This is a genomic window from Pseudomonas corrugata (genome assembly GCF_050920615.1).
GTDB lineage: Bacteria > Pseudomonadota > Gammaproteobacteria > Pseudomonadales > Pseudomonadaceae > Aquipseudomonas > Aquipseudomonas corrugata.
In genome coordinates this window covers 83,607-105,541 of the sequence record NZ_CP130434.1, presented here as the reverse complement: position 1 = coordinate 105,541, position 21,935 = coordinate 83,607, and the positions used below count along the sequence as shown (strand labels likewise).

Here is a 21,935-nt window from a genome sequence, read left to right as displayed (position 1 = left end):
GTGGATTACGGCATGCTCATCAAGGCCATTCTCAGGCGTCTGATCAGCTTTGGGTTCTTGAGGCAATCGCCCGGGCGTTTGTTACCCAAGGCCGGCACGACCTGTTCCAGCCACCAAAGGCCCTCCTTTAGCCCTCGTTTTCCGTAGAGCACCACGGCCATGTCGAGGTTGTCGTCCATGGCCTTGGCGAGCGTGCGGGCGTTGTCGTCGAGGTAGTCCTCTTCGTACAGGCGCACGAAAGTTTGCCAGTCGGCGTCGCCGACGTATTCGTCTTCCAGTCCCATTTCAAAAACCTGCAAAGGAGATCAAGTTGCTGCCGGTCGGGTTTCGCGCCGACGGCGCCAGGATCCCATCATAACCGTTGGCTTTGGCCCAGGCGCCAATCTGGTGGGTCTGGGTGTATTTGTTGCCGGTGATGCTTTTAAGGGATACGCCCAGTTGTTTGCGCACATCGGCCCGTGTCAGATCGAGGACGTTGTTGAGCTGCACCTTCTTGCTCACCAGTACCCGCGTGGACAGGTCCACGCCCCAGTGATTGACCTCGCCCATGGCGGTCTTGCGCGAGTTGGCGCCATAAACGCCACCAAGCCCCGGCGCGGTATAACGATGCCGGGCGGCAACGTTCCACTTGTGGGCGGTCCAGGTGGTGCTGATCCGTCCGGGCTCTTCGAACCGATAGACCGTCCGATTGACCTTGCGCCCCTTCGGCGGGGTGGTGCATTTCATCAGCCCCAGGGGGTCGATCCAGCTCACCGGGTTCGGTGCGTACTGGTAGAGGTTCAGCCCCCCGGCAAGGCCGATGGGGTCCGGCGTGGTGAAACGGCCTATGTCCGGGTCGTAGAAGCGCAGGGTGTTGTAGTGCAGCCCGGTTTCGCGGTCCAGGTACTGGCCCTGGAACCGCAGGTTCTGCTCTTCGATGTAATACGGTTCGCGCAGCTCTTCGGCGGTGTTGCCCCACACTTGGTAATGGGCGCGCCAGAGCGTATGGCCGTCGCTTTCCGAAAGTTGTTCGGGCTGGCCGTTGAAGTCGTTGTGGTAGTAACGGACCTTCTGCTGCTCACCAAGGCCATCGACCCGCGCCAAAGGCTCGTGGCCGTCGTCGGCATAGATGTAGAGGCTGGTCTGGCTGTCGCGGTGTTCCTGCAACAGTTGCAGCGCATCCCAGGTAAAGCGAGTACGACCAAGCGGGGTAGCATGGCGATCGTACTCGGTTTTTTCGATGCGTCGGCCCAGCGGGTCGTAGGTCATCTTCACGACCGAGCCGTTGTCGTTGTGCACCTCCACCAACCGCTGTTCGGCGTCGTACTTGAAGCGCTGGACACCGCGTCGGCTGCTGCGTTTTTCCACCATGCGGCCGAAGCCGTCGTAGCGGTAGCGCTTGTCCTGATAGGTCAGCACGCGGTTATGGGTGACGTGGCCGGAGCCCACCAGTCCGTCGAGCAGGTTGGCGGCCGGGTCGTAGGCGAAACCTTCACGCTGCCCCTTGAGATTGTCCTGGCTGGCGAGGATGCGGCCGGTGGCGTCGTAGTGCAGCAGTTGACGATGGGGCGCTTCGGGCTGGTTGTCGAAGCGCTCCACCAACTGATCGCTACCGTCGTAGGCAAACAACGACTGCGCCGCTGGCGGCAACAAGGTCGACTGCTCCCGTTGCCGTCGCTGGCGGGCCCGCAGGCGGCCGCTGCGGTCGTATTCGCTACGGGTGCTGAGACTGCCCTGGGTGCGCAGCACTTCGCGGTGCAGGCGGTCGCGCTCGAAGTCACTGATGACCTGGCCGTCGAGGTTGATCTGGTGCAAATGACCGCTGCCGTAGTGCAGGCGGTTCAGCCAGCGGCCATCGGGGAGCTGAGTCTGGGTGAGGTTGCCCAGTTCGTCATAGCGATGCGTGAGGCGACCGGCCCAGCTCTGTTCGGTGATCAGTTGCCCAAGCGCATCGTAGCTGAAGCCAATGCTTTGCTGTTCGCCGGCCAGGCCGGTGAAGGTGATGGCCTTGACCTGGTCGAGGGCATCATAGCGGTATTCGGTTCGACCATCGGCGGTGACCTTGGCGACCAACCGACCCATGGCATCGCGTTCCAGCTCATGGATGACGGGCGCTTGCGGCGAGAGGTCCAGGTCGGTGCTGCCGGGAACGGCGAAGGCCTGCACGCGAGTGACGTTGTCCAGTGCATCGTAGGCGTAGCGCTTGAGGCTGCCATCCAGACTGTGCTGGGCGCTCAAGCGGTCGCCCGCATCCCAGGCAAACCGATAGCTTTCGCCGTTCTCGTTGGTCAGGGCCAGAAGCCGCCCATAACTGTCGTAGCTCAACTCCACCCGCCGGCCATGGGCATCGGTGCGCAGGCGCAGTTGACCGCTCGGCGTGTGTTGGAAAGACGTGGTGTGGCCGGCGGGATCGCTGTAGCCGATCAACTGGCCGCTGGCATCGCGTTGATAGTGTTCGATGCGACCGTCCGGCAGCTGCTTGTTCAGCAAGCGGCCCTGGTCGTCGTAACTGAAGCGCGTGCGTTCCCCCAGCGCATCGCTACTGCTGAGTAACAGACCGCGCTCGTCGTAGCTCAACCGGGTGGTGTAGCCGGAGCAGTCGGTGTGTTCGCTGAGTTGACCCAGGGCCGTCCAGCGCATGGTCTTGCTTTTGCCGCTGGCATCGATGACTTCCACCACTTGGCCGTGGGCGTCGTGGCGATAGCGGGTGACGTGGCCCAGCGGGTCGGTTTCGCGAATGCGATTGCCACGCGCGTCATAGCGGTACTGCCAGGTATTGCCCGCGGCATCGGTTTCGGCCAGAGGCAGGGCCCAGTGTTCGAGCCACAGCGTCGACTCGCTGCGGCCGAGCGGGTCGAGGGTTTGGCAAAGATTGCCGGCTTCGTCATAGCTGAACTGATGCTGCCCACCGTTGGGGTCAGTCGCCCCCAGCAACTGGCTTTCGTCGTTCCACTCGAATGCCCAGGTGCGATTCAGTGCATCGATGGCTTCGGTGATCTGGTAGCGCGCATCCCAGCGCCGGGTGCTGACGCGATTCAAGCCGTCGGTGATGCGGGTGATGCCGCCGGCCAGGTCATAGTCGAATGTGTAGGTATCGCCGGCGTCGGTCCAATGGCGGACCACACGCCATTCCAGGCCTTCGACCAACGCCCATTCGTAGAAGCACCGCAGCCCCGTGGGCAACTGATGCTCCACCATCCGCTGCCCGAAGTCGTAGGCATAACGACGTTTGACCTGGCTGTTGGACTGGCGCACCTGCGCCAGCTCTCCCTGGGCATCGTAGTCGTAGTGCATCAGCACTTCGTTGCGCTGGTCAGGGTAGAGGCGGTCGATCCGGCTGACCCGTTTTGGCTGGTGCTCGTCGTAGGCCAATTCGACCTGAACCTGATCGAAGGTGTCGCGCAGCCGCACCAGGCGTCCGGCTTCGTCGTAGTCGAGGTAGATACGGTTGTCGTTGCGGTCGCCCAGTTGGCTGAGGCGCAGCAACGCCGCGTTCCCCGGTGCCGGTTCGAACAGACGATACAGGCCGTCCGCGCTTTCGATCAGCAATTGCCCGTTGGCATGGCGCCGCACGGAGAGGCCTTCGCCGGCACTGAACACCGCGCCGCCCAGGGGGATCGAGCCCATGTCGATGCGCCGGCCCTGTTCGTCGGTATAGACCAGGGTTTCGCCGCCCTCGGGATGGGGCAGGATCTCTACGCGTATTTCGTAGGCGACGCTCCAGCCGGCACCGAACAGGCCGTCACGGCGTTCGTCGCGGCTGTTGTAGAAACGCTGCCAGTCGATGGGCAGGATGCCGGGCAAGACGAAGTCCAGTTCCTCGACATCCCCCAACACTTTGGCGCCGGTCGCCGCATGCACCGGGTTCGATGAGCCCATGGCCGCGTTGGCCGCCGCGCCCATCGCGCTGCTGACCGCCATCGAGGCCGCGCCGCCTATCAACATGCACGGCAGGTTGCTCAGGAACTTGCCCTTGCCGCCCTTGAGCATCAGCAACGCGGTCACCGCCAAACCCACGCCCGGCGTCTTGCCACTGCGGATCTCGCGCACCACCACAGTGCCGCCGCCAATGGTCACGTCCGGGGAAATCAGTCCGGACGACACTACCTTGGCTTCGCAGGTACTGCGGTCGCCGCTGCGCACGGCGGGCTGGCCGTTGATGGTGACCTTATCCGAGCCTTCAGCCAGGAACTGCGGCGGCATCGGCGGATGCTTCAGGCAGGTGATCATGTCCAGCGGCTTGGGCACGGCGCCTGGGGCGGGCGTGGCGACGGTGGGGCGCCACATCTGCGAGAAGAAACTTTCGGCCATGTCCAGGTAGCTGGGTTCGGGCGCTTCCAGCTCGGTGCCGGCCGGCGCGACATGGGACTCGATGGCCCCGGCGGCGCGGGCGGCGGGAATGTTGTTGGTCAGGGTGTCGGTGGAACCGGTGAGGATGTTCGCCTGCACCGTGGGCGGAAAGAGGGCGTTGCCGATGCCCTCGCAGAGATTGCTCAGGCCCTTGTCGGCGCCGGTCTTGCTCATGGCGAGGCCGACGACCGCACCGACCACGGCGCCGAGCAGGAAGCAGCCCAGGCCGCCGGTCGCGACAGTGATACCGGTGGCCGCGACCACGGCAGCGGTGGCGACGGCCGTGATCGCGATGTTGGCCGCCACCTCCAGCACCCCGCCGAGGATGTCGGCCATCATCGAGGTGTGATCCAGCGCGTCGCCCAGCCGTGCAGCCCAGAGCGCGTCAGACATGCAAGTCGCTCATCAGACCGGCCCGTCGAACACTAGCGAACCCTTGATCGTTGCCCAATGCGCGGCTTCGGCATCGCCGAGTTTTTCGGCCTTGACGTAACTCAGGGCAAACATCTTGCGAGTACCGGGCAGCACCAGGGCCAACTGGTACTGGAAGACTTTCTCGTTGCCCTTGCTGAACTGGCTGCGCAGTTCGATGCCTTCGACTTCCTGGTTGGCGCCCAGGCGTACCGTGGCGCCCGGTTGGCAGCGCAGTTCCTGTACCTGTTTTTCCAGGCGCTTGAGCTGATCGTCGAGGTTGCTTTGCAGGGTTTCGCCGTCGGCCAGCAAGCTGCGACTGACGATCAAGGACGTGCCCAGTTCGGGGAACTTGAGGATATTGATCGTCGCGTCCAGCAACTCGCTGGGCGGCAATTGGAGCTGGAATTCGTTGATGCGGTAAGTCATGGCGCCTGAATCTCTGGATTAACCCTTGGGGAACGCGGCTTTGACATTGGCGTCGATGCTGGCCTTGACGCCCTGGCCGTCGGGGGTGGCACCAGGGCCGCCGCCATTGTTCAGGTGCAGGACGCCGCCGGTGTTGAACTCTGCATCGCCCTTGGCATAGAAGCTGATCTGCACGCCGGTCAGATTGATCTGGCCGCTGGCGTTGAGCTCCAAAATGCTTTCGCCGCACACCAGTCGCAGGTTTTCGCCTACTTCAATGACGTAGCTCTGGCTGATGCTGTCGGTCTTGCGCAGGCCCACCGACAGGATGTCCTCCTGTTTGACGATGCGCAGGCGGTTGTTGCCGATGGTCACTGTCTCGTCATGGCCGATGCTCTTGTTACGGTCGTGACCCACCGAATGGCTTTCATCCACCTCGACCACGATGTCCTGGTTGCGCTCGGCGTGGATGTACAACTGCTCGGCGCCTTTCTTGTCCTCCATGCGAATTTCGTTGAAGTTCGCCGGCGTGCCGCCCTTGCTCGAACGGCTCTTCATGCCGCTCTGGGTGGCGTTGTCGGGCAAGTCGTAAGGCACCGTCTGCTCGGCGTTGTAGACGCGGCCGGTGATGATCGGCCGGTCCGGGTCGCCTTCGAGGAAGCTGACGATCACTTCCTGGCCGATGCGCGGAATCTGCATCGAGCCCCAGTTTTTGCCGGCCCAGGACTGCGACACGCGGATCCAGCACGAGCTGTTTTCGTTGGACTGGTCGTGACGGTCCCAGTAGAAGTGCACCTTCACCCGGCCGAACTGATCAGTCCAGATTTCCTCGCCCTTGGGGCCGACCACCAGAGCGGTCTGCGGGCCTTTGACGATGGGCCGGTGGGTGTGGGGCAGCGGGCGGTAGCTCTGCTGGGCGTCGATGCAGGTCAGGCTGCTTTCGAACTGTGCCGACGGTGCGCCGCCGCTGGTTTCGCCGCTTTCCTGGGACAGGTAGTAGCGGGCGCCGACGATCAGATACTCGCGGTTCTGATCCTGGCGAGTGAAGCCAGTCAGGCTGAACAGATGACCCGAGCCCAGGCCCCGCGCGTTACCGGCCAGCTCGACCTGTTCATGTAGGGTCTGCAAGGCTTCGATGCGGGTGCGGGCGTAGTGTTCGCCGTCTTCGCTCTGCACGTAGGTGCCGGGGTAGTCGTACAGCGGATAGTCACCGGCGGCATGGGGGCGGGGCATCGCCGAACGCACGTCGATGCGCGCACTGGGGCGCTGGAAGTCATAGTCGTTGAGCTCCAGCGAGCCCGGCTGCACTTCCTGGGCCAGATGCCAGTCGTGAATGTGGTCGCGCTCGCGTTGCTGCTCGTTCTTCGGGTAGTAGGGCACCGACGCGTAGCCGGGGGCGCTGGTGTGCGCCCCGTAGGCATCGGCCAGCACCAGCACGTGGCGGCCCTGTTCATGGCGGAAGAAATAGTAGATCCCTTCCTGTTCCATCAGGCGGCTGACGAAATCGAAGCTGGTCTCGCGATACTGCACGCAGTATTCCCACTCGCGGTAGGGGCGGCTCAAGGCGTCTTCGAAATCGGAGAACCCCAGGTCGCGGAACACCTGCTTGATGATCTGCGGGATGGTCAGGTTCTGGAAAATCCGGCAATCGGAGGTGCGCGTCAGCAGCCACAGCCAGGGCCGCAGCGTGGCCTGGTAACTGGCGAATTGGCCTTGGTCGACGTTCTGGCTGAAGCGGGCCACGATGCCGTGGAAATGCCGCTCGCCACCGCCGTCCAGCTGCATGCTCACGCACATGGGTTTGCCGAGCACCTGATTGAGATCGATGGCGTTGTCCAGCGAGTGCAGCTGCAACTCATAGTTGAACAGCCTTCCCAGCTCTTCGCCGCCGCCCATGTCCTTGAGCAGCAGCACCTCGGGTCCCAGGGGGCTGGTGATCTTGGCCAGGCGTGAGGCTTGGTTGAATAACATCGAGTGTCCCGTGCAAGTTGTGTTGGCTGAAGGAGCGCAACCCACTGTGGGAGCGAGCCTGCTCGCGATGGCGGTGGGTCAGTCAACGCGAGGTTGAATGTAATTCCGCTATCGCGAGCAGGCTCGCTCCCACAGGGTTTTCTGTGTTCCTGTCAGGTCAGGCCGCGTCGCTGAAATCGTACTGCAATTCATTATCCACGGCGCTGATCCGCACGCCGGCCATGGCCTTGCCTTCGAGCATGCGGGTCAGGAACTCGCGGCTCATGTCCGGCAGCAGGCTGTTGGTCAGGATGGTGTCGATCATGCGGCCGCCGCTTTCGGTTTCGGTGCAGCGCGAGACGATCAGGTCGATCACCGCGTCGTCGTAGTCGAAAGCGACTTTGTGGGTGCTCTCCACGCGCTTCTTGATGCGGTTGAGTTGCAGGCGGGTGATGGCCTTGAGCATTTCGTCGCTGAGCGGGTAGTACGGGATCGTCACCAGGCGACCGAGCAGGGCCGGCGGGAAGATTTCCAGCAGCGGCTGGCGCAGGGCCTTGGCGATTTCCTCGGGTTCGGGCACGTCCCGCGGATTCTTGCACACCTCGGCGATCAGTTCGGTGCCGGCGTTGGTGGTCAGCAGGATCAGGGTGTTCTTGAAGTCGATCACACGGCCTTCACCGTCCTCCATCACGCCTTTGTCGAACACCTGGAAGAAGATCTCGTGCACGTCCGGGTGGGCTTTCTCCACCTCGTCCAGCAACACAACGCTGTAGGGTTTGCGCCGCACGGCCTCGGTCAGCACGCCGCCTTCGCCGTAGCCGATGTAGCCCGGTGGCGCGCCCTTGAGGGTGGACACGGTATGGGCTTCCTGGAACTCGCTCATGTTGATGGTGATGACGTTCTGCTCGCCACCGTACATGGCTTCGGCCAGGGCCAGGGCGGTTTCGGTCTTGCCCACGCCGGAGGTACCGGCAAGCATGAACACGCCAATCGGCTTGCTCGGGTTGTCGAGGCCGGCGCGGGAGGTCTGGATGCGCTTGGCGATCATCTGCAGGGCATGGTCCTGGCCGATGATGCGCTTTTTCAAGTGCTGATCGAGGTTGAGCACGGTCTCCAGTTCGTTGCGGGCCATGCGGCCCACGGGGATACCGGTCCAATCGGCGACCACCGAGGCCACGGCCTGGTAATCCACGGTCGGCAGGATCAGCGGGGTTTCGCCTTGCAGGGCGGTCAGGCGTTGTTGCAGGTCCACCAGCTTTTCGCGCAGGGCGTGACTTTCGTTGTCGGAAGCTTCGCTGGCGTCTTCGCTGTCTACCACGCCGACGCGCTCGCGCAGGGTGGCGCGGGTGGCGAGCAGTTCGTCCACCAGGGTTTTCTCTTCGGCCCAGCGGCTTTCCAGCTCGGCGAGGCGCTCGCGTTCGGCGCTCAGCAGGCTTTCGGTCTGAGTCTGGCGTGTGCCGATGACCACGCCAATCGCGTGCTCACGAGCGATGATTTGCAGTTCGGTTTCCAGCGCTTCGATGCGCCGACGGCTGTCGTCCACCTCGGCCGGCACGGCGTGCAGGCTGATGGCGACGCGCGCGCAGGCGGTGTCCAGCAGGCTCACGGATTTGTCCGGCAACTGGCGCGCGGGGATGTAGCGGTGGGACAGCTTGACCGAGGCTTCCAGGGCTTCGTCGAGGATCTGCACCTGATGGTGCTGTTCCATGGTCGAGGCCACGCCGCGCATCATCAGCAGGGCCTTGTCTTCCGACGGCTCGGCCACTTGTACCACCTGGAAACGCCGGGTCAGGGCCGGGTCCTTCTCGATGTGCTTCTTGTATTCGGCCCAGGTCGTGGCGGCTACGGTGCGCAGGGTACCGCGGGCCAGGGCTGGCTTGAGCAGGTTGGCCGCGTCACCGGTACCGGCGGCGCCACCGGCACCCACCAGGGTGTGGGCTTCGTCGATGAACAGGATGATCGGTTTCGGCGAGGCCTGGACGTCTTCGATGACCTGGCGCAGGCGCTGTTCGAATTCACCTTTCATGCTCGCGCCGGCCTGCAACAGGCCGACGTCGAGGCTGCGCAGTTCCACGTCCTTGAGGGACGGCGGCACATCACCGGCAACGATGCGCAAGGCGAAGCCTTCGACCACGGCGGTCTTGCCCACGCCGGCTTCACCGGTGAGGATCGGGTTGTTCTGCCGGCGGCGCATGAGGATGTCCACCAGTTGGCGGATCTCTTCATCACGGCCGACGATCGGGTCGAGCTTGCCGCTGCGGGCCTGTTCAGTGAGGTCGACGGTAAAGCGCTTGAGGGCTTCCTGCTTGCCCATGGCACTGGGAGCCATGGCACCGCTGGCTTCGCCCGGCACACTGCCCGCGTTAAAGCCGTCGCTGGCGGTCAGGGCGTTCTCCGGGGAGTCGCCGACGTACTCGTCAAAGCGCTCGCTCAGGGCTTCGGCCTTGACCTTGTCGAACTCCGACGACAGCCCCAGCAACGCGTGGCGCAGGCTTGGGGTCTTGAGGATGCCCAGCACCAGATAACCGGTACGCACCTGGCTTTCGCCGAACATCAGGCTGCCGTAGACCCAGCCGCGTTCCACGGCCTCTTCGACGTGGGAGGACAGGTCGGTGATCGAAGTCGAGCCCCGTGGCAGGCGGTCCAACGCGTCGGTCAGATCGCGGGCCAGGCGCGCCGGCTCGACGTTGAACTGGCGGATGATGCGGTGCAGGTCCGAGTCCTGCAGTTGCAGCAGTTGGTGGAACCAGTGGGCCAGTTCCACATAGGGGTTACCGCGCAGCTTGCAGAACACGGTGGCGGCTTCGATGGCTTTGTAGGCCACGCTGTTGAGTTTGCCGAACAACGCGGCGCGACTGATTTCACCCATGCTCATGGCTCCTTGAGGTCTGTGAGGTGTTGGCCTGTTCGGCGTAATGCCGGGCCAGTATTAGATCGTTGGGATCGGTTTCGGGCTGCCCCAGCCAGGTGTTGAACCCCAGGCGGAAGCGGCCGTTGAGTTGTAGCGCCGGCACCTCGGACTGCTCCAGGACCAGGTTCAGGTCCCAGTCCAATTCATGGCCCAGGTACTCGGCGACCCAGGCCACCAGCTCATTGAACGGTTCACCACCGGGCAGCATGCCCATGTAGTCGACGAGCTTGAGCGGCCCGAGGCGGATGCGGAATTTGTGCTGGCGGTCCCACACGTAGCGGCCCAGGCAGAAGTCCACGCCCAGTTGATGGGCGCTGACGCCGACGCGGCTGCGTTCGGGCAACTCCAGCCATTGGCCGACGTACTCTTCGATTTCTACCGGCAGGCCGAAGTACTCGCTGAGGATGGCTTTCAAGCCGTCCGGGTAGCGGGTTTGCGCCGCCAGGTGACCGCTGTAATGCAGTTTCGCCGTGTCGGGGATCAGCCCCTGCTTGAGCAGGCTTGGCATGCCCCGGCCGCTGAGCGCCGCCAGGCGCGCCGACCAGTAGTCGTCGTCCGGGCGGTCATGGCTGACCGTTGGCCGGGCTTCGGCCCAGGCCCGATAGAACAGGCTGAGCAGGCGATGGTGAAACACATCGAGAAAGCGCTTGCTGGTGCTGTCGGCGTTGTTGCGCTGGCGCTCGCGCACGTACTCGGTCATGTGCAACGGCATCGGGCCGTTGGGGCCGCCGAGGCCGAAGAAGAACTGCTCCAGCCGCGCCGGCGCACCGTCGACACCCGGTTGCACCGAGGCGAGGGTGGCCGGGGCAAAGGTGCAGTCGGCCTGTTGCCCGAGGCGCAGCGGGTCATCGGCCAGGCGCAACGAATGGCCCAGGCGCGGCAGCTCGGGGGTTTCGCACTCGATGCGCCGCAACGCCTGGAAGAAGTCGTATTCCCAGGGCTCCTGGTGCATCGCGTCCAGGGTACTCACAGGGTCGGACGACGTCCGGGCTTGGCTTTCCATCGCATGATCTCGCCGCGTTCGGTGGTACGGATCACCGTCTCGGTAAAACTGTTGATCGACACGTAGCGTGCCAGGAAGCGTTCGAACACCGCGCCGAGGAGAAACACCCCGGTGCCGCGGAACGCGTTTTCGTCGAATTCCAGGGTGATCTCCAGGCCCCGACCGAACACGATCGGGCCGGGCATCGGCAGGCGCCGGGTGCAGGCCTTGCTGCTGACGTCCCGCAGGCCTTCGATCTGCAATTGCAGCGCTGCGTCGTTGCTGTCGCCGTACAGGCGCAGCAGTTCGCGCAGGGCGGCGGCGCCCTGGCCTTGCTCACTCAGAGACAGGTAGTTCAGCGACAACTGGCTGATCAGCCGCCAGGCCTTGGCGTCGTGGGCATGGCTGGCCCGTGGGCGACTCGGCCCGGCGACGCAGCGCACGGCGCCGACCGGTGCGCTGTCGGCCAGGGTGAAGTCGGTCTTGCCGCTGCCCACGCTCATGAACAACGGCAGGTCGCGGTTGGTGCACAGCGCGGTCACGCCCAGTTGGCGCAGGTCATGGCGGTAGGGCGCCTGGTGACTGTCCACCAGGCTGACAAAGGTTTCGCTGCCGATGTAGCTCGAGCGCGGGCCGTTGCGTCGCTGATCGCTGGACAACACCCGCGGCTCACGGCGCACCGTGTAATAGGCCTGGTCGCGGCCATAACGGGACGGGTCGCGCACGGCATAGAACGGCAGGAACGGCTGCTCCGGCCCGGTGCCATGGCCGGTGAGGCCGGTCAGCGAATGCACTTCGAAATCCATCGGCCGGGTGCGGTCGGCGATCACGTGGTGCTCGTTGACCCGGTCCGACAGGTGGATGCGGTCCAGGCGTTTGGGGAACAGATTGATGGCCGGGGTGCAGAACGGCAAGAACTGTGCGGCACCGACGCTGCCTTCCAGGCTCGGGTCGTGGCGGTCGAACAGCACGATCAACTCCAGCTCCTGGCCATCGCAACGCTTGACCGCCCGGCTCAGTTGGGTGAAGTCGACGAACAGGAAGCGCTGGGGCAGGGCGAAGTACTCCTGCAACAGGCGATAGCCCTGGAACGCTCGCGGCACCACCGGCAGCGCAGCATCGACGTCATCGAAGCCACGGGAGCGCAGCGCATCCTGGGGCAGCCGCTCGACCCAATTGCCGCCGGGCTGGCGGGCGAACACCGCGCAGGCGCTGCCCAGTAGCTGTTCGTACAGGCGGAACGGTTGTTCGTCGGCACCGCTGAGGTACAGCGGCAGATTATCCAGGGCCAGGCTGTTGAACGGCAATTCGGCACCGGTGCGCAAGGTCAGGCGCAGGCCGGCCTTGGCTTTCGGCTCACTGGCGGCCAGTCGCCCGAGCACCGTGGACGGGTTGCCGAAGTACTCGGCCTGGCTGACCTGCAAGGGCCACAGGGTCACCGAGTGGGCTGTGCGGTATTCACAGCAGGTCTGGGTTTCACGCCCCAGGGCGGCGCGCAGGACGCTGTCTCGGGGCAGCTCGAAACCGCTGCTCAACGAACCTTCGTCAGGGTCGGCCTGCATCTGCACCACGGTTATGGACGGTGTTGGCGCCAGATAGTGGGGGTAGGCGATTTCCAGCAGGTTGTGGGTGAAGGTCGGGTACTCGGCGTCGAGTTTGAGTTGTACCCGTGCCGTGAGGTAGGCGAAACCTTCCAGCAGCCGCTCGACATACGGGTCGGCGCAGTCCATGCCGGACAACGTCAGCCGACTGGCGATCTTGGGGTATTCCTTGGCGAACTCCGCTGCGCTTTCGCGCACGTGGTGCAGTTCCTGGTTGTACAGCTCCAGCAAGCGTGGGTTCATGAGCGTCTCCGCTGATCGGCGTTGACCACTCGCACATGGCCGGTTTCCAGGTCCAGGTCGGTTTGCAGCATCAGGCGCAACGGCACCGGCTGCGCCCAGAGGTCGCCTTCGATCTCGAAACTCAAGGCGTTGTGGTTCATCTCGGCCGTCGCTCGGGCCCGCACACGCAGGGTGTGGCGCAGGATGCGTGGCTCGAAAGTGGCGATGGCCTGGTGGATCAGGGCTTCCAGCGCCGAAAGATCGACGTTCGATGCGCTGTTGCCGGCCAGCGCCGGCAGTCCGAAGTTCACCACTGAGGTACCCGCCGGGGTGTGCAGCGTGGCATCGGCGTCGAGCAATGAGGTGGTGTTGAGCAGCCACGCCAGGTCACGCAGCACCGAGGCTTTCAATTGGGTCAGGGACAGCACGCGTTTGTCGGCGCTTTCCTTGGGATTGGTCGGATCGTCGTCGGTCAACCGGTCCAGCAGGGAGGGTTGCAGGCGATCGCGGGTGGCGATTTCGGTTACCACGTAAAGGGTGCCACGTACATTTTCTGGTCTCCGCCGGCGCCGCAAGCTGCATACAGGCTGACCGTTCCCGCCTCGAAACCTTCCGGCAGCTGACGAATAGCCTGCATTTTGCTCAGACAATCGCGGCTGGGGGCGGGCATGTGTTCGCTGCGCCAGACCGCAAAAATCGGGATGTTGTTGAACATTTCCACGCGCAATTTCTGCTGTTTATCCAAGCTGAAGCCGCACGGCCATTCCATGTCCAGCTTCATGCGACTCTGGTCGGGTTTGACCAGCGTGCATTGACCCTGATCGTCCACCAGGCTGAGTGGCTGGCCCTCGAAAACCGCCTGGGTCGTCGGCGTCCCGGCATGCTCGGCGCATGCGCTCAGGCTGGTCAGGCTAGTCGTCAGGCATAGGGCGAACAGGGCCTTGTTCATTAAGTGAGCTCCCAGAACCAGACTTTCTTGGATCGATAGAAAAGGTCGCTGGTTTGGGTCAGGCCACGATTCCATAGATCGATATGGTCGCCGCTACGACCTTCGGCGGTCTCTCCTGATTGCTGGAAGCAGTCCTTGAAGAAAATCAGGCCGGTCTTGCCCATCAATGTCTTTCGGTCTTCGGGGCTGTTACTGAGAATAGTTGGATGGCCCAGATGATGTTTCCACAACCAATTGGCCAATGACTCGGCGCCCCTGGCGTGTTCATGCTTGCACAGGGGGTCTTTGGTGTAGGTGGATTTGTTGACCTTGATGGTTTTCTCCGCATTGAGCGTCAGGCTCATGCGTATGGCGCATTGGTTTGCCCAGGGACCGTCACAGGGTTTTGCGTCAGGATGGGCAACCAACAGGTCGGAGTAGGCTTTCCACAAATTGATAAACGAAGGCTTGGCCATGACTCAGACACCGCGCTGCAAAGGATTGGATTAGAGCTAGCACCAAACACCCCCGGCGCGTGGCACCGGGGGCGTGTTCGATTACACCTTGACGTTCTGACGCACGTTCCAGCCGAACTTGACCGGACCGCCTTCCTTGCTGCCGTCGGCTTTCTGAGGCTGGTAGTCCACCAGCACCTTGGCGAAGTTCAGGGTGACGTTTTCGGTCAGGCGATCATCGTTGCCCGAGCCACCGGTGCTCAAGGAGGTGATCAGAACTTCTTCCAGGTTGATGATCATGTACTCGACCTGGCTTTCACCGCCGGCCTTGCGCACGGTCAGCTTGACCTTGTCGATGTGCTTGCCGCTGGCGCAGTGCATCATCAGGTTCGGCGAAGCCTTGTCGACGTACTTGGTCAGCGACAAGTCCTGGATGTTCACCTTGCCGGCGCCACCGCCACTGCCCATGTGCATGTTGCCGGACTGGGACATGCCCCAGCTCCAGTTCAGGACGTCGATTTCGTCCTTGTGGGCCTTGTCCATGGACTCGCCCTTGATGTCGCCGATCTTGATGAAAATATCAACAGCCATGTTTTCTCCCTGTGTGGTTTCTACCACGTTGTGTTGTGTTGATCGTTCCCACGCTCTGCGTGGCAACGCATCTTGGGACGCTCTGCGTTCCTGGGACGCGGAGCGTCCCGGGCGGCATTCCCACGCCGAGCGTGGGAACGATCACATCAAGGGGTCGGATTACGCGCCCTTGGCCGAAGGCAGCTTCGATACCAGGCGCAGCGACACGGTCAGCCCTTCGAGCTGGTAGTGCGGGCGCAGGTAGAATTTGGAGTTGTAATACCCCGGGTTGCCTTCGACTTCTTCCACGATCACTTCGGCTGCAGCCAGTGGGTGCTGGGCCTTGGTGGTTTCGGTGGAGTGCGCCGGGTCGCCGTCGACGTAGTTGAGGATCCAGTCCTGCAACCAGCGCTGCATCTCGTCCTTCTCTTTGAAGGAACCGATCTTGTCGCGCACGATGCACTTCAGGTAGTGGGCGAAACGGCAAGTGGCGAACAGGTACGGCAGGCGTGCGGCCAGGTTGGCGTTGGCGGTGGCGTCCGGATCGTCGTATTCGGCCGGTTTCTGCAGCGACTGGGCGCCGATGAACGCGGCGAAGTCGGTGTTTTTCTTGTGCAGCAGCGGCATGAAACCGTTCTTCGCCAGTTCCGCTTCACGGCGGTCCGAAATGGCGATCTCGGTCGGGCACTTCATGTCCACGCCACCGTCATCGGTCGGGAACGTGTGGGCCGGCAGGTTTTCCACTTCACCGCCGGACTCCACGCCGCGGATGCGCGAGCACCAGCCGAAGTGTTTGAACGAACGGTTGATGTTCACGGCCATCGCGTAGGCGGCGTTGGCCCAGGTGTATTTCGAGCTGTCGGCGCCGTCGGTGTTTTCTTCGAAGGCGAAGGCTTCCACCGGATCGGTCTTGGCGCCGTACGGCAGGCGCGCCAGGAAACGCGGCATGGTCAGGCCGATGTAGCGCGAGTCTTCCGATTCACGCAGGGAGCGCCAGCCGGCGTATTCCGGTGTGGTGAAGATCTTGGTCAGGTCGCGCGGGTTCGACAGTTCCTGCCAGGAGCCCATGCCCATCACGGTTGGCGAGGCGGCGGAAATGAACGGGGCGTGCATCGCTGCGCAGACTTTCGACAGTTCGCCCAACAGTTCCACGTCCGGTGGCGACTGGTCGAAGTAGTAGTCGCCTACCAGGCAGCCGTAAGGCTCGCCGCCGAACTGGCCGTATTCTTCTTCGTACATCTTCTTGAAGAGTGGGCTCTGGTCCCACGCGGTGCCCTTGAATTTCTTCAGGGTCTTGTGCAGGTCGGTCTTGGAGATGTTGAGCACACGGATCTTCAGTTGCTCATCGGTCTCGGTGTTGTTGACCAGGTAGTGCAGGCCACGCCAGGCGCTTTCCAGCTGTTGGAAATCCGGGTGATGGATGACCTGGTTGACCTGGGCGGTGAGCTTGGCATCGATGGCGGCGATGATCGACTCGATCGACTTGATGGCGTCGTTGGACACCAGGTCAGTCTGCGCCAGGGCCTGTTCGGCCAAGGTACGCACGGCGGTCTCGACCGCTTCGCGAGCACGCTCGGTCTTGGGCTTGAACTCTTGCAGCAGCAGGGACGCGAACTCGCTGGTTTCTTCAGTCGCACCCAGGTTCTGTGCGCCTTCGCGGACGGTATTGTCGGTCATGATCATTGATCCTGTGCTGGCTTCGGCGCGCTCGCCAGGGCCTGCAACAGCGCTGGGTCCTTGATCGCCTTCATGATGATTTCTTCGGCGCCGGTCTTGCCGTCCATGTAGGTCAGCAGGTTGGCCAGTTGAGTGCGTGCTTCGAGCAACTTGTTCAGCGAGTCGACCTTGCGAGCCACGGCTGCCGGGCTGAAGTCGTCCATGCTCTCGAAGGTCAGGTCCAGGCTCAGGTTGCCTTCGCCGGTCAGTTCGTTGGGTACATGGAACGCTACGCGCGGTTGCATGGCCTTGAGGCGCGAGTCGAAATTGTCGACATCGATTTCAAGGAATTTGCGGTCGGCCACGGGTGCCAGAGGCTCGGCGGGCTTGCCGGCGAGGTCAGCCATTACCCCCATGACGAAGGGCAACTGGACCTTTTTCTCGGCGCCGTAGAGCTCGACGTCGTACTCGATCTGCACTCGAGGCGCGCGGTTGCGCGCGATGAATTTCTGAGAACTTTGCTTCGCCACGTTGCTGCTCCTGGTCGCTTGAGCGACGGTGTTGGCGTCATCCGGTGGGGCCGGTGACGTGACTGCGTGATCCGCTCGCTGTTATTCGCTGTCCGGGCCGCGCAGGTTTTCAAATTGGCTCATGCCGTCGGGAATCAGGTTGCGCACGATAGCCGCGAAGTCGGCATGCACCAGATTCTTGGCCCGATTCAACAGCACCGGCAGGGGGCTGGAGGGCTCGTGACGGGTGTAGTAAGCGAGAATCCGGTCCAGGCTGCGCAGCACGTCGTCGCGGTTGTTGATTTCACCGCTGACCGTGTTCGCGCCGGTGTTGCGCGGTGCGCTCGGCGCGCTGGTGTACTCGGCCGATGCGCCGTTGTCATCGGCGACCGTGTCCGGGAGGGGACTGTCGACGCTCTGCGGCGCGAACTGACCGAGAATCTGCAAGGCCATCTTCAGTGGCTGCTTCAGCGGGCCGAGGTCCACACCCTGGGCTGAGCCGACCTGATCGCTGACCTGTTGTTCGATGGCCTCGGCGGCGGCGCGAGCTTCCAGCAGCGCCGCACGGGTGATTTCCAGTTGTTCGGGGTCACAGTCGAGCAGCGCGCCGGCAAGTTGTTCGGCACCAAGGCTTTCGTCGGCAAAAATTTGCAGGCCGCTGGCGTTGGCGGCGGCGCGCAGGCTGACGGCGCCGAATGCGCGCGAGCGGGCCAGGATGCTCTCGCGCAGCAGGCGGATGGTGACATCGGACGTCAGGCCGGCAAGGGCGTTGATGCGAACGGTGGGATCGTTGTCGTCATCGGCATCCAGGCGCGGGTGCAGGTCGGCCCAGTATTGCTTGAGCAATTCGCTGATCAGCGTCAAGACGCGGGCCAGGCCTGGAAGGCCTTCGAGGGCCAGGGAGCTCTGCAACAGGAAATGAGTGATGCGCAGGTCTTTGCTGCGTTGCAGCAGGTCCAGGCTCTGTTGCTGGATGCTGCGCCACTCGGGGGGCTCGGCAGGCAATATCGAGTCGCCCATGCTGCGCTCGGGCTGGCCTCGGGAATCACGCTCCAGGCGCAGGAAATCCGCGTCATATTCCAGGTCTTCGCCACACGGCGAGTTCGCGGAAACGGCGGCGAGCAACAAAGGCACATCCACTTGGATCGATCTCCCTATCGCCCGAGGAACAATGAAGTCGGGCAGTTCACATGCAAGTTCCGGGTGGAACTTCGCATCTCCCTTGACGGTAATGGCCCCTTAGATGCCTGATGATCTTAAAGTGCCATCATTTATATTCAAGGAGTTGTGCATTTTTGGTGTAGTACTTATCGCTTGTCAAGGTAAGCTATTTCCACTCTGTTACAGTTGTGAGGCGCTTAACAACCCGCGCGACTGGCTGGTCGAGGAAGGTCCTGAGAGCGGTTTTTTGTCATGCAGGCCGGTTAATATCAGCCATCATGCTGGCAAAAAGCCGTTTCACGGTGGTTGGCAGGGTTCTCCGGTGAGGCACGAGGATGAATATCCGCCTGGGGCTTACCGCGCGCACAGATGTTTGAAAGTATTTGGCAAGGAGGCGAGATGCCGCTGTGTTTGACTATCACTAGTTATCACAAGATTACCCCCGGTCAGTGTTCTGAAAAGTCCATGGACCAGGGAGTGATGGCAATTGGCCGTAGTTCCGATAATGACTGGGTATTGCCGGACCCTGAACGTTTGGTGTCCGGTAAACATTGCGTTATTCAATACAAAGACGGCCGGTATTATTTAACCGATAACAGCACCAATGGTGTGGAATTGGTCAAGGCCGGTGTTCGCCTGCGCAAAGGTAACAGTGAACCCCTGCAGGATGGCGAAATCATCCGCATCGGTGATTACGAAATCCAGGCGCGTGTCGACTTCAGTCTGCCGGTCACCGACAGCAACCCTTTCGCCGAGTCGCCCAGCAGCTTCGAAGCCCTGATGGGCCGCCAGGGCGCCGCAGTGAATACCCCCGCGCCGATCCCCATGGTCCCGCCGGCGCAGTTCCAGGGCGTGTCAGCCATGGACACGATGCCGGACCTGTTCGATTTCCTCGCGCCGCCCAGCGTGCCGCCGGCCACCCAGTCTGATCATGTGCCGGCCCAGCAGCATGATTTCCGTCCGCCGACGCCGATTCCCCGTCCCAGCCCGCCGCCTGCGGCCGAGCCGGTGGCGATGAGTTCTGCCTCGGTGATCCCTGAGGATTGGGACCTGTTCAGCGACAAACCGGCACCCGCGCCCGTTGCCCCGATGAACGTCGCCCCGCCGCCGGTTGCACAACGGCCGGTGGTTGAGCCGGTCGCGGTAGCCGTGCCTCAGATACCCGAACCTGGGATCCCGGTGCCAGACATTTTCGCCCCTGAGACGAGTGTCGCCGAGTTCAACCTGGCGGATATCCGCATACCGACCGAACCTGCGCCGCTGCCCGAGCCGCCAGTGGCCCGTGTCGAACCGCCAGTCGCGCCTGCTACGCCGGCCGTTCCGGTCGACACAGCCCAACCCGACCTGTTGCAAGCCTTCCTGCGCGGCGCCGGCCTGGATCAGTTGCGCCTGGACAAGGCCCAGGCCGAGGCGCAGATGGAAAGCATCGGGCGCAGCTATCGGTTGATGGTCGAAGGTCTGATCGACGTCTTGCGTGCCCGCAGCAGTCTCAAGGGCGAGTTCCGCATCCAGCAGACGATGATCCAGCCGGTGGAAAACAACCCGCTGAAATTCGCCCCCAACGTCGACGAAGCCCTGTTGTTGCTGCTGCGCCATGGCAACCAGGCGTTCATGGCGCCGGACGCGGCCGTACGGGACAGCTTCGACGATCTGCGGGCACACCAACTGGCGGTAATGGCCGGTGTAGAGGCGGCGATCAAACATTTGCTGGCGCGCTTCGAACCGGCGCAACTGGAAGAGCGCATGGGCAAGCCTGGTGGGCTGACCGGGATTTTCAGCGGCTCGCGGCAGGCCCAGTATTGGCAACAATTTACCGAGCTCTACAGCAATATTTCCCGGGAAGCCCAGGAGGATTTCCAAGACTTGTTCGGTCGTGAATTCAGCCGTGCCTACGAAGAACACAGTACCCGGCAGCGACGCCGTTAAGCGTCGCTGTCCCTTCATAAGACAAACAACGGATAGCTCAAACGTCATTGAGGACGCAGGATGATTCCCAGGTTTTTACTCGCAGTTGCCAGCGCGCTTCTGTTGACGGCGTGCGCCAAGGATGGGGCCAATCCCCAGTCTGAAGAGGCTGATACCGCCGCCGTCGAGTTGCACTTCCATGCCATCAACGGTCTCAATCCCGGTGCCACCGGCCATCCGGCCCCGGTGCGGGTGCGGATTTTCGAACTGAAGAATGCGGCGACCTTCGGCCGTTCCGATTATTTCGCCCTGGCCGAACGGGCCCAGGCGACGCTGGGCGCCGATCTGATCGATCAGGATGAAGTGCTGATCCAACCCGGCCAGCAGTTGAGCCTGCAACGCGACCTCGACCCATCGACCCGCCACATCGGCATCCTGGTGGGCTACCGCGAACTGGATCAATCGTTGTGGCGCACGGTATTGAATGTCCCGCCCCGCGCGTACACCGAATACCAGATCAGCCTCGATGTGCGCGCCGTGCGCAGCGACGTCGTCGTTCCCCCATCCAGCCCTGCCCAATAAGCAATCGGAGCCCCCATGTCCTGGAACAATCGCGTGGTCTGGTCGGAAGGCATGTTCATCGGAACGCAGCACTTCCAACAGCACGACCGTTACCTGGAAAACCTCATCGACGCACGCAGCCGGCCCTTGTCGGCCGGCGCCTGGGGCTTTTCCGAACTGCTCATCGACCAGGGCCTGCTGGCCCAGGGCAAGCTGGCGATCATTTCGGCGCGGGGTCTGTTGCCGGATGGCACGCCTTTCAACATTCCCCAGGATGACGTGGCGCCGACCCCGCTGAACATCGACGACAACCTGCGCGACGGCCTGGTCTACCTGGCCCTGCCGCTCAAGCGCGCCGGTGCCCGTGACACCGTGGATGAAGGTGAAGCACTGGGCGCTGCGCGCTACGTCAGCCAGGTCAGTGAAGTGCGCGACGACAACGCACCGTTTGAAAACCGTGCGCCGGTGGCCCTCGGCTCCCGGGCGTTGCGTCTGTTGACCATCCAGGACGGCATCGACGACTACGCCGCCGTTGGCGTGGTGCGCATCAAGGAGAAGCGCGCCGACCGCGCCCTGGTGCTCGACGACACCTACATCCCGCCGCTGCTGGATGTGGTCGCCTCCAAGCCGCTGGCGGCGTTTCGCAGCGAACTGCTGGGCCTGCTCCATCAACGTGGCGAAGCCCTCGCCGGGCGGGTCGTGGCGTCCGGTGCCGGTGGCGCTTCGGAGATCGCCGATTTCATGCTGCTGCAACTGGTCAACCGTGCCCAGCCGTTGATCCAGCACTTGGGCCAATTGAGCCCGCTGCACCCCGAGCGCTTCTACAGCGAGCTGGTGACGCTGGCCGGAGAGTTCTCGACGTTCACCGCGGCCGGGCGACGACCGCAGGAATTCCCGCCCTATCAGCACGATGACCTGGCGCTCAGTTTCACTCCGGTGATGCAGGCGCTGCGTGAGGCCTTGTCGATGTTGATCGACAGCAAGGCCACACCGATTCCGATTGTGGAAAAAGCCTATGGCATCCACGTCGCGATGCTGGCCGACAAGACCCTGCTCGACAGCGCCAGCTTCATCCTGGTGGTGCGCGCCGACGTCCCCGCCGAAACCCTGCGCAGCCGCTTTGGCCAGCAGAGCAAGGTCGGCTCGGTGGAGCACATCCGCGACCTGGTCAACCTGCAATTGCCGGGCATCGGCCTGTTGCCGTTGCCGGTGGCGCCACGTCAGCTTCCGTACCACGCCGGTTCCACTTACTACGAACTGGACCGGGGCAGCGACCACTGGCAGCAACTGAGCAACTCCGGCGGCTTTGCGTTCCACATCGCCGGCCAATTCCCAGGGCTGAACCTGGCGTTCTGGGCGATCCGAGGATAATTCGC

17 protein-coding genes are annotated in these 21,935 nt (G+C 63.0%); 3 read left to right on the top strand and 14 right to left on the bottom strand.

All coding sequences use genetic code 11. From position 1 onward, the window contains the following. Positions 1-5: 5 nt before the first annotated feature. The 14 genes from QZH45_RS00445 to tssA all read right to left on the bottom strand — a co-directional run bounded on the left by QZH45_RS00445 (position 6) and on the right by tssA (position 18,072). Complete coding sequence (locus tag QZH45_RS00445) at positions 6-284, bottom strand: hypothetical protein (protein ID WP_024777886.1); 279 nt, start codon at positions 282-284, stop codon at positions 6-8. A gap of 1 nt (position 285) precedes the next feature. Beyond that, the gene (locus QZH45_RS00440) at positions 286-4,722 is read right to left on the bottom strand and encodes an RHS repeat-associated core domain-containing protein (protein WP_069018362.1); all 4,437 of its coding nucleotides are present in this window, start codon (positions 4,720-4,722) and stop codon (positions 286-288) included. A gap of 12 nt (positions 4,723-4,734) precedes the next feature. Beyond that, positions 4,735-5,169: a DcrB-related protein gene (locus tag QZH45_RS00435; protein ID WP_024776792.1), complete on the bottom strand. Its 435-nt coding sequence runs from the start codon at positions 5,167-5,169 to the stop codon at positions 4,735-4,737. A gap of 18 nt (positions 5,170-5,187) precedes the next feature. Then, positions 5,188-7,119: a type VI secretion system tip protein VgrG gene (locus QZH45_RS00430; RefSeq protein WP_024776793.1), complete on the bottom strand. Its 1,932-nt coding sequence runs from the start codon at positions 7,117-7,119 to the stop codon at positions 5,188-5,190. Between the two features lie 157 nt (positions 7,120-7,276). Further along, the gene (gene tssH / locus QZH45_RS00425; RefSeq protein WP_053192069.1) at positions 7,277-9,967 is read right to left on the bottom strand and encodes a type VI secretion system ATPase TssH; all 2,691 of its coding nucleotides are present in this window, start codon (positions 9,965-9,967) and stop codon (positions 7,277-7,279) included. Further along, on the bottom strand, positions 9,960-11,012 hold the full coding sequence (gene tssG, locus QZH45_RS00420; RefSeq protein WP_024776795.1) for a type VI secretion system baseplate subunit TssG: 1,053 nt from the start codon (positions 11,010-11,012) through the stop codon (positions 9,960-9,962). Before tssG ends, tssH begins: the two co-directional genes overlap by 8 nt. Beyond that, a complete protein-coding gene (tssF, locus tag QZH45_RS00415; RefSeq protein WP_055136101.1) occupies positions 10,976-12,835 on the bottom strand; it encodes a type VI secretion system baseplate subunit TssF in 1,860 nt (619 codons plus the stop codon). The genes tssG and tssF overlap by 37 nt, the downstream gene beginning before the upstream one ends. Beyond that, the gene (gene tssE / locus QZH45_RS00410) at positions 12,832-13,344 is read right to left on the bottom strand and encodes a type VI secretion system baseplate subunit TssE (protein WP_024776797.1); all 513 of its coding nucleotides are present in this window, start codon (positions 13,342-13,344) and stop codon (positions 12,832-12,834) included. Before tssE ends, tssF begins: the two co-directional genes overlap by 4 nt. Next, positions 13,338-13,763, bottom strand: coding sequence for a hypothetical protein (locus QZH45_RS00405; RefSeq protein WP_024776798.1), 426 nt, complete (start codon positions 13,761-13,763; stop codon positions 13,338-13,340). Before QZH45_RS00405 ends, tssE begins: the two co-directional genes overlap by 7 nt. Beyond that, positions 13,763-14,218: a type VI secretion system amidase effector protein Tae4 gene (locus QZH45_RS00400; protein WP_055136100.1), complete on the bottom strand. Its 456-nt coding sequence runs from the start codon at positions 14,216-14,218 to the stop codon at positions 13,763-13,765. Before QZH45_RS00400 ends, QZH45_RS00405 begins: the two co-directional genes overlap by 1 nt. An 81-nt stretch (positions 14,219-14,299) precedes the next feature. Next, positions 14,300-14,788, bottom strand: a complete 489-nt coding sequence (locus QZH45_RS00395) for an Hcp family type VI secretion system effector (RefSeq protein ID WP_024776800.1) — start codon at positions 14,786-14,788, stop codon at positions 14,300-14,302. A 159-nt stretch (positions 14,789-14,947) separates the two neighbouring features. Further along, a complete protein-coding gene (gene tssC / locus QZH45_RS00390; RefSeq protein WP_024776801.1) occupies positions 14,948-16,444 on the bottom strand; it encodes a type VI secretion system contractile sheath large subunit in 1,497 nt (498 codons plus the stop codon). Positions 16,445-16,446: 2 nt separating this feature from the next. After that, complete coding sequence (gene tssB, locus QZH45_RS00385) at positions 16,447-16,953, bottom strand: type VI secretion system contractile sheath small subunit (protein ID WP_003177230.1); 507 nt, start codon at positions 16,951-16,953, stop codon at positions 16,447-16,449. 81 nt (positions 16,954-17,034) lie between these two features. After that, entirely contained in the window at positions 17,035-18,072 is a 1,038-nt protein-coding gene (gene tssA / locus QZH45_RS00380; protein ID WP_055136099.1) for a type VI secretion system protein TssA, read from the bottom strand. A gap of 420 nt (positions 18,073-18,492) precedes the next feature. On the opposite strand from tssA, the gene tagH reads away from it, so the two are divergent. Genes tagH through tssK form a run of 3 tightly spaced genes read left to right on the top strand, consistent with a single transcriptional unit; the run spans position 18,493 to position 21,930 of the window. Next, complete coding sequence (gene tagH, locus QZH45_RS00375) at positions 18,493-20,019, top strand: type VI secretion system-associated FHA domain protein TagH (RefSeq protein ID WP_053192076.1); 1,527 nt, start codon at positions 18,493-18,495, stop codon at positions 20,017-20,019. 60 nt (positions 20,020-20,079) lie between these two features. Further along, entirely contained in the window at positions 20,080-20,580 is a 501-nt protein-coding gene (gene tssJ, locus QZH45_RS00370) for a type VI secretion system lipoprotein TssJ (protein ID WP_024776804.1), read from the top strand. Positions 20,581-20,595: 15 nt separating this feature from the next. Continuing rightward, on the top strand, positions 20,596-21,930 hold the full coding sequence (gene tssK / locus QZH45_RS00365; protein ID WP_024776805.1) for a type VI secretion system baseplate subunit TssK: 1,335 nt from the start codon (positions 20,596-20,598) through the stop codon (positions 21,928-21,930). Positions 21,931-21,935 lie beyond the last annotated feature (5 nt).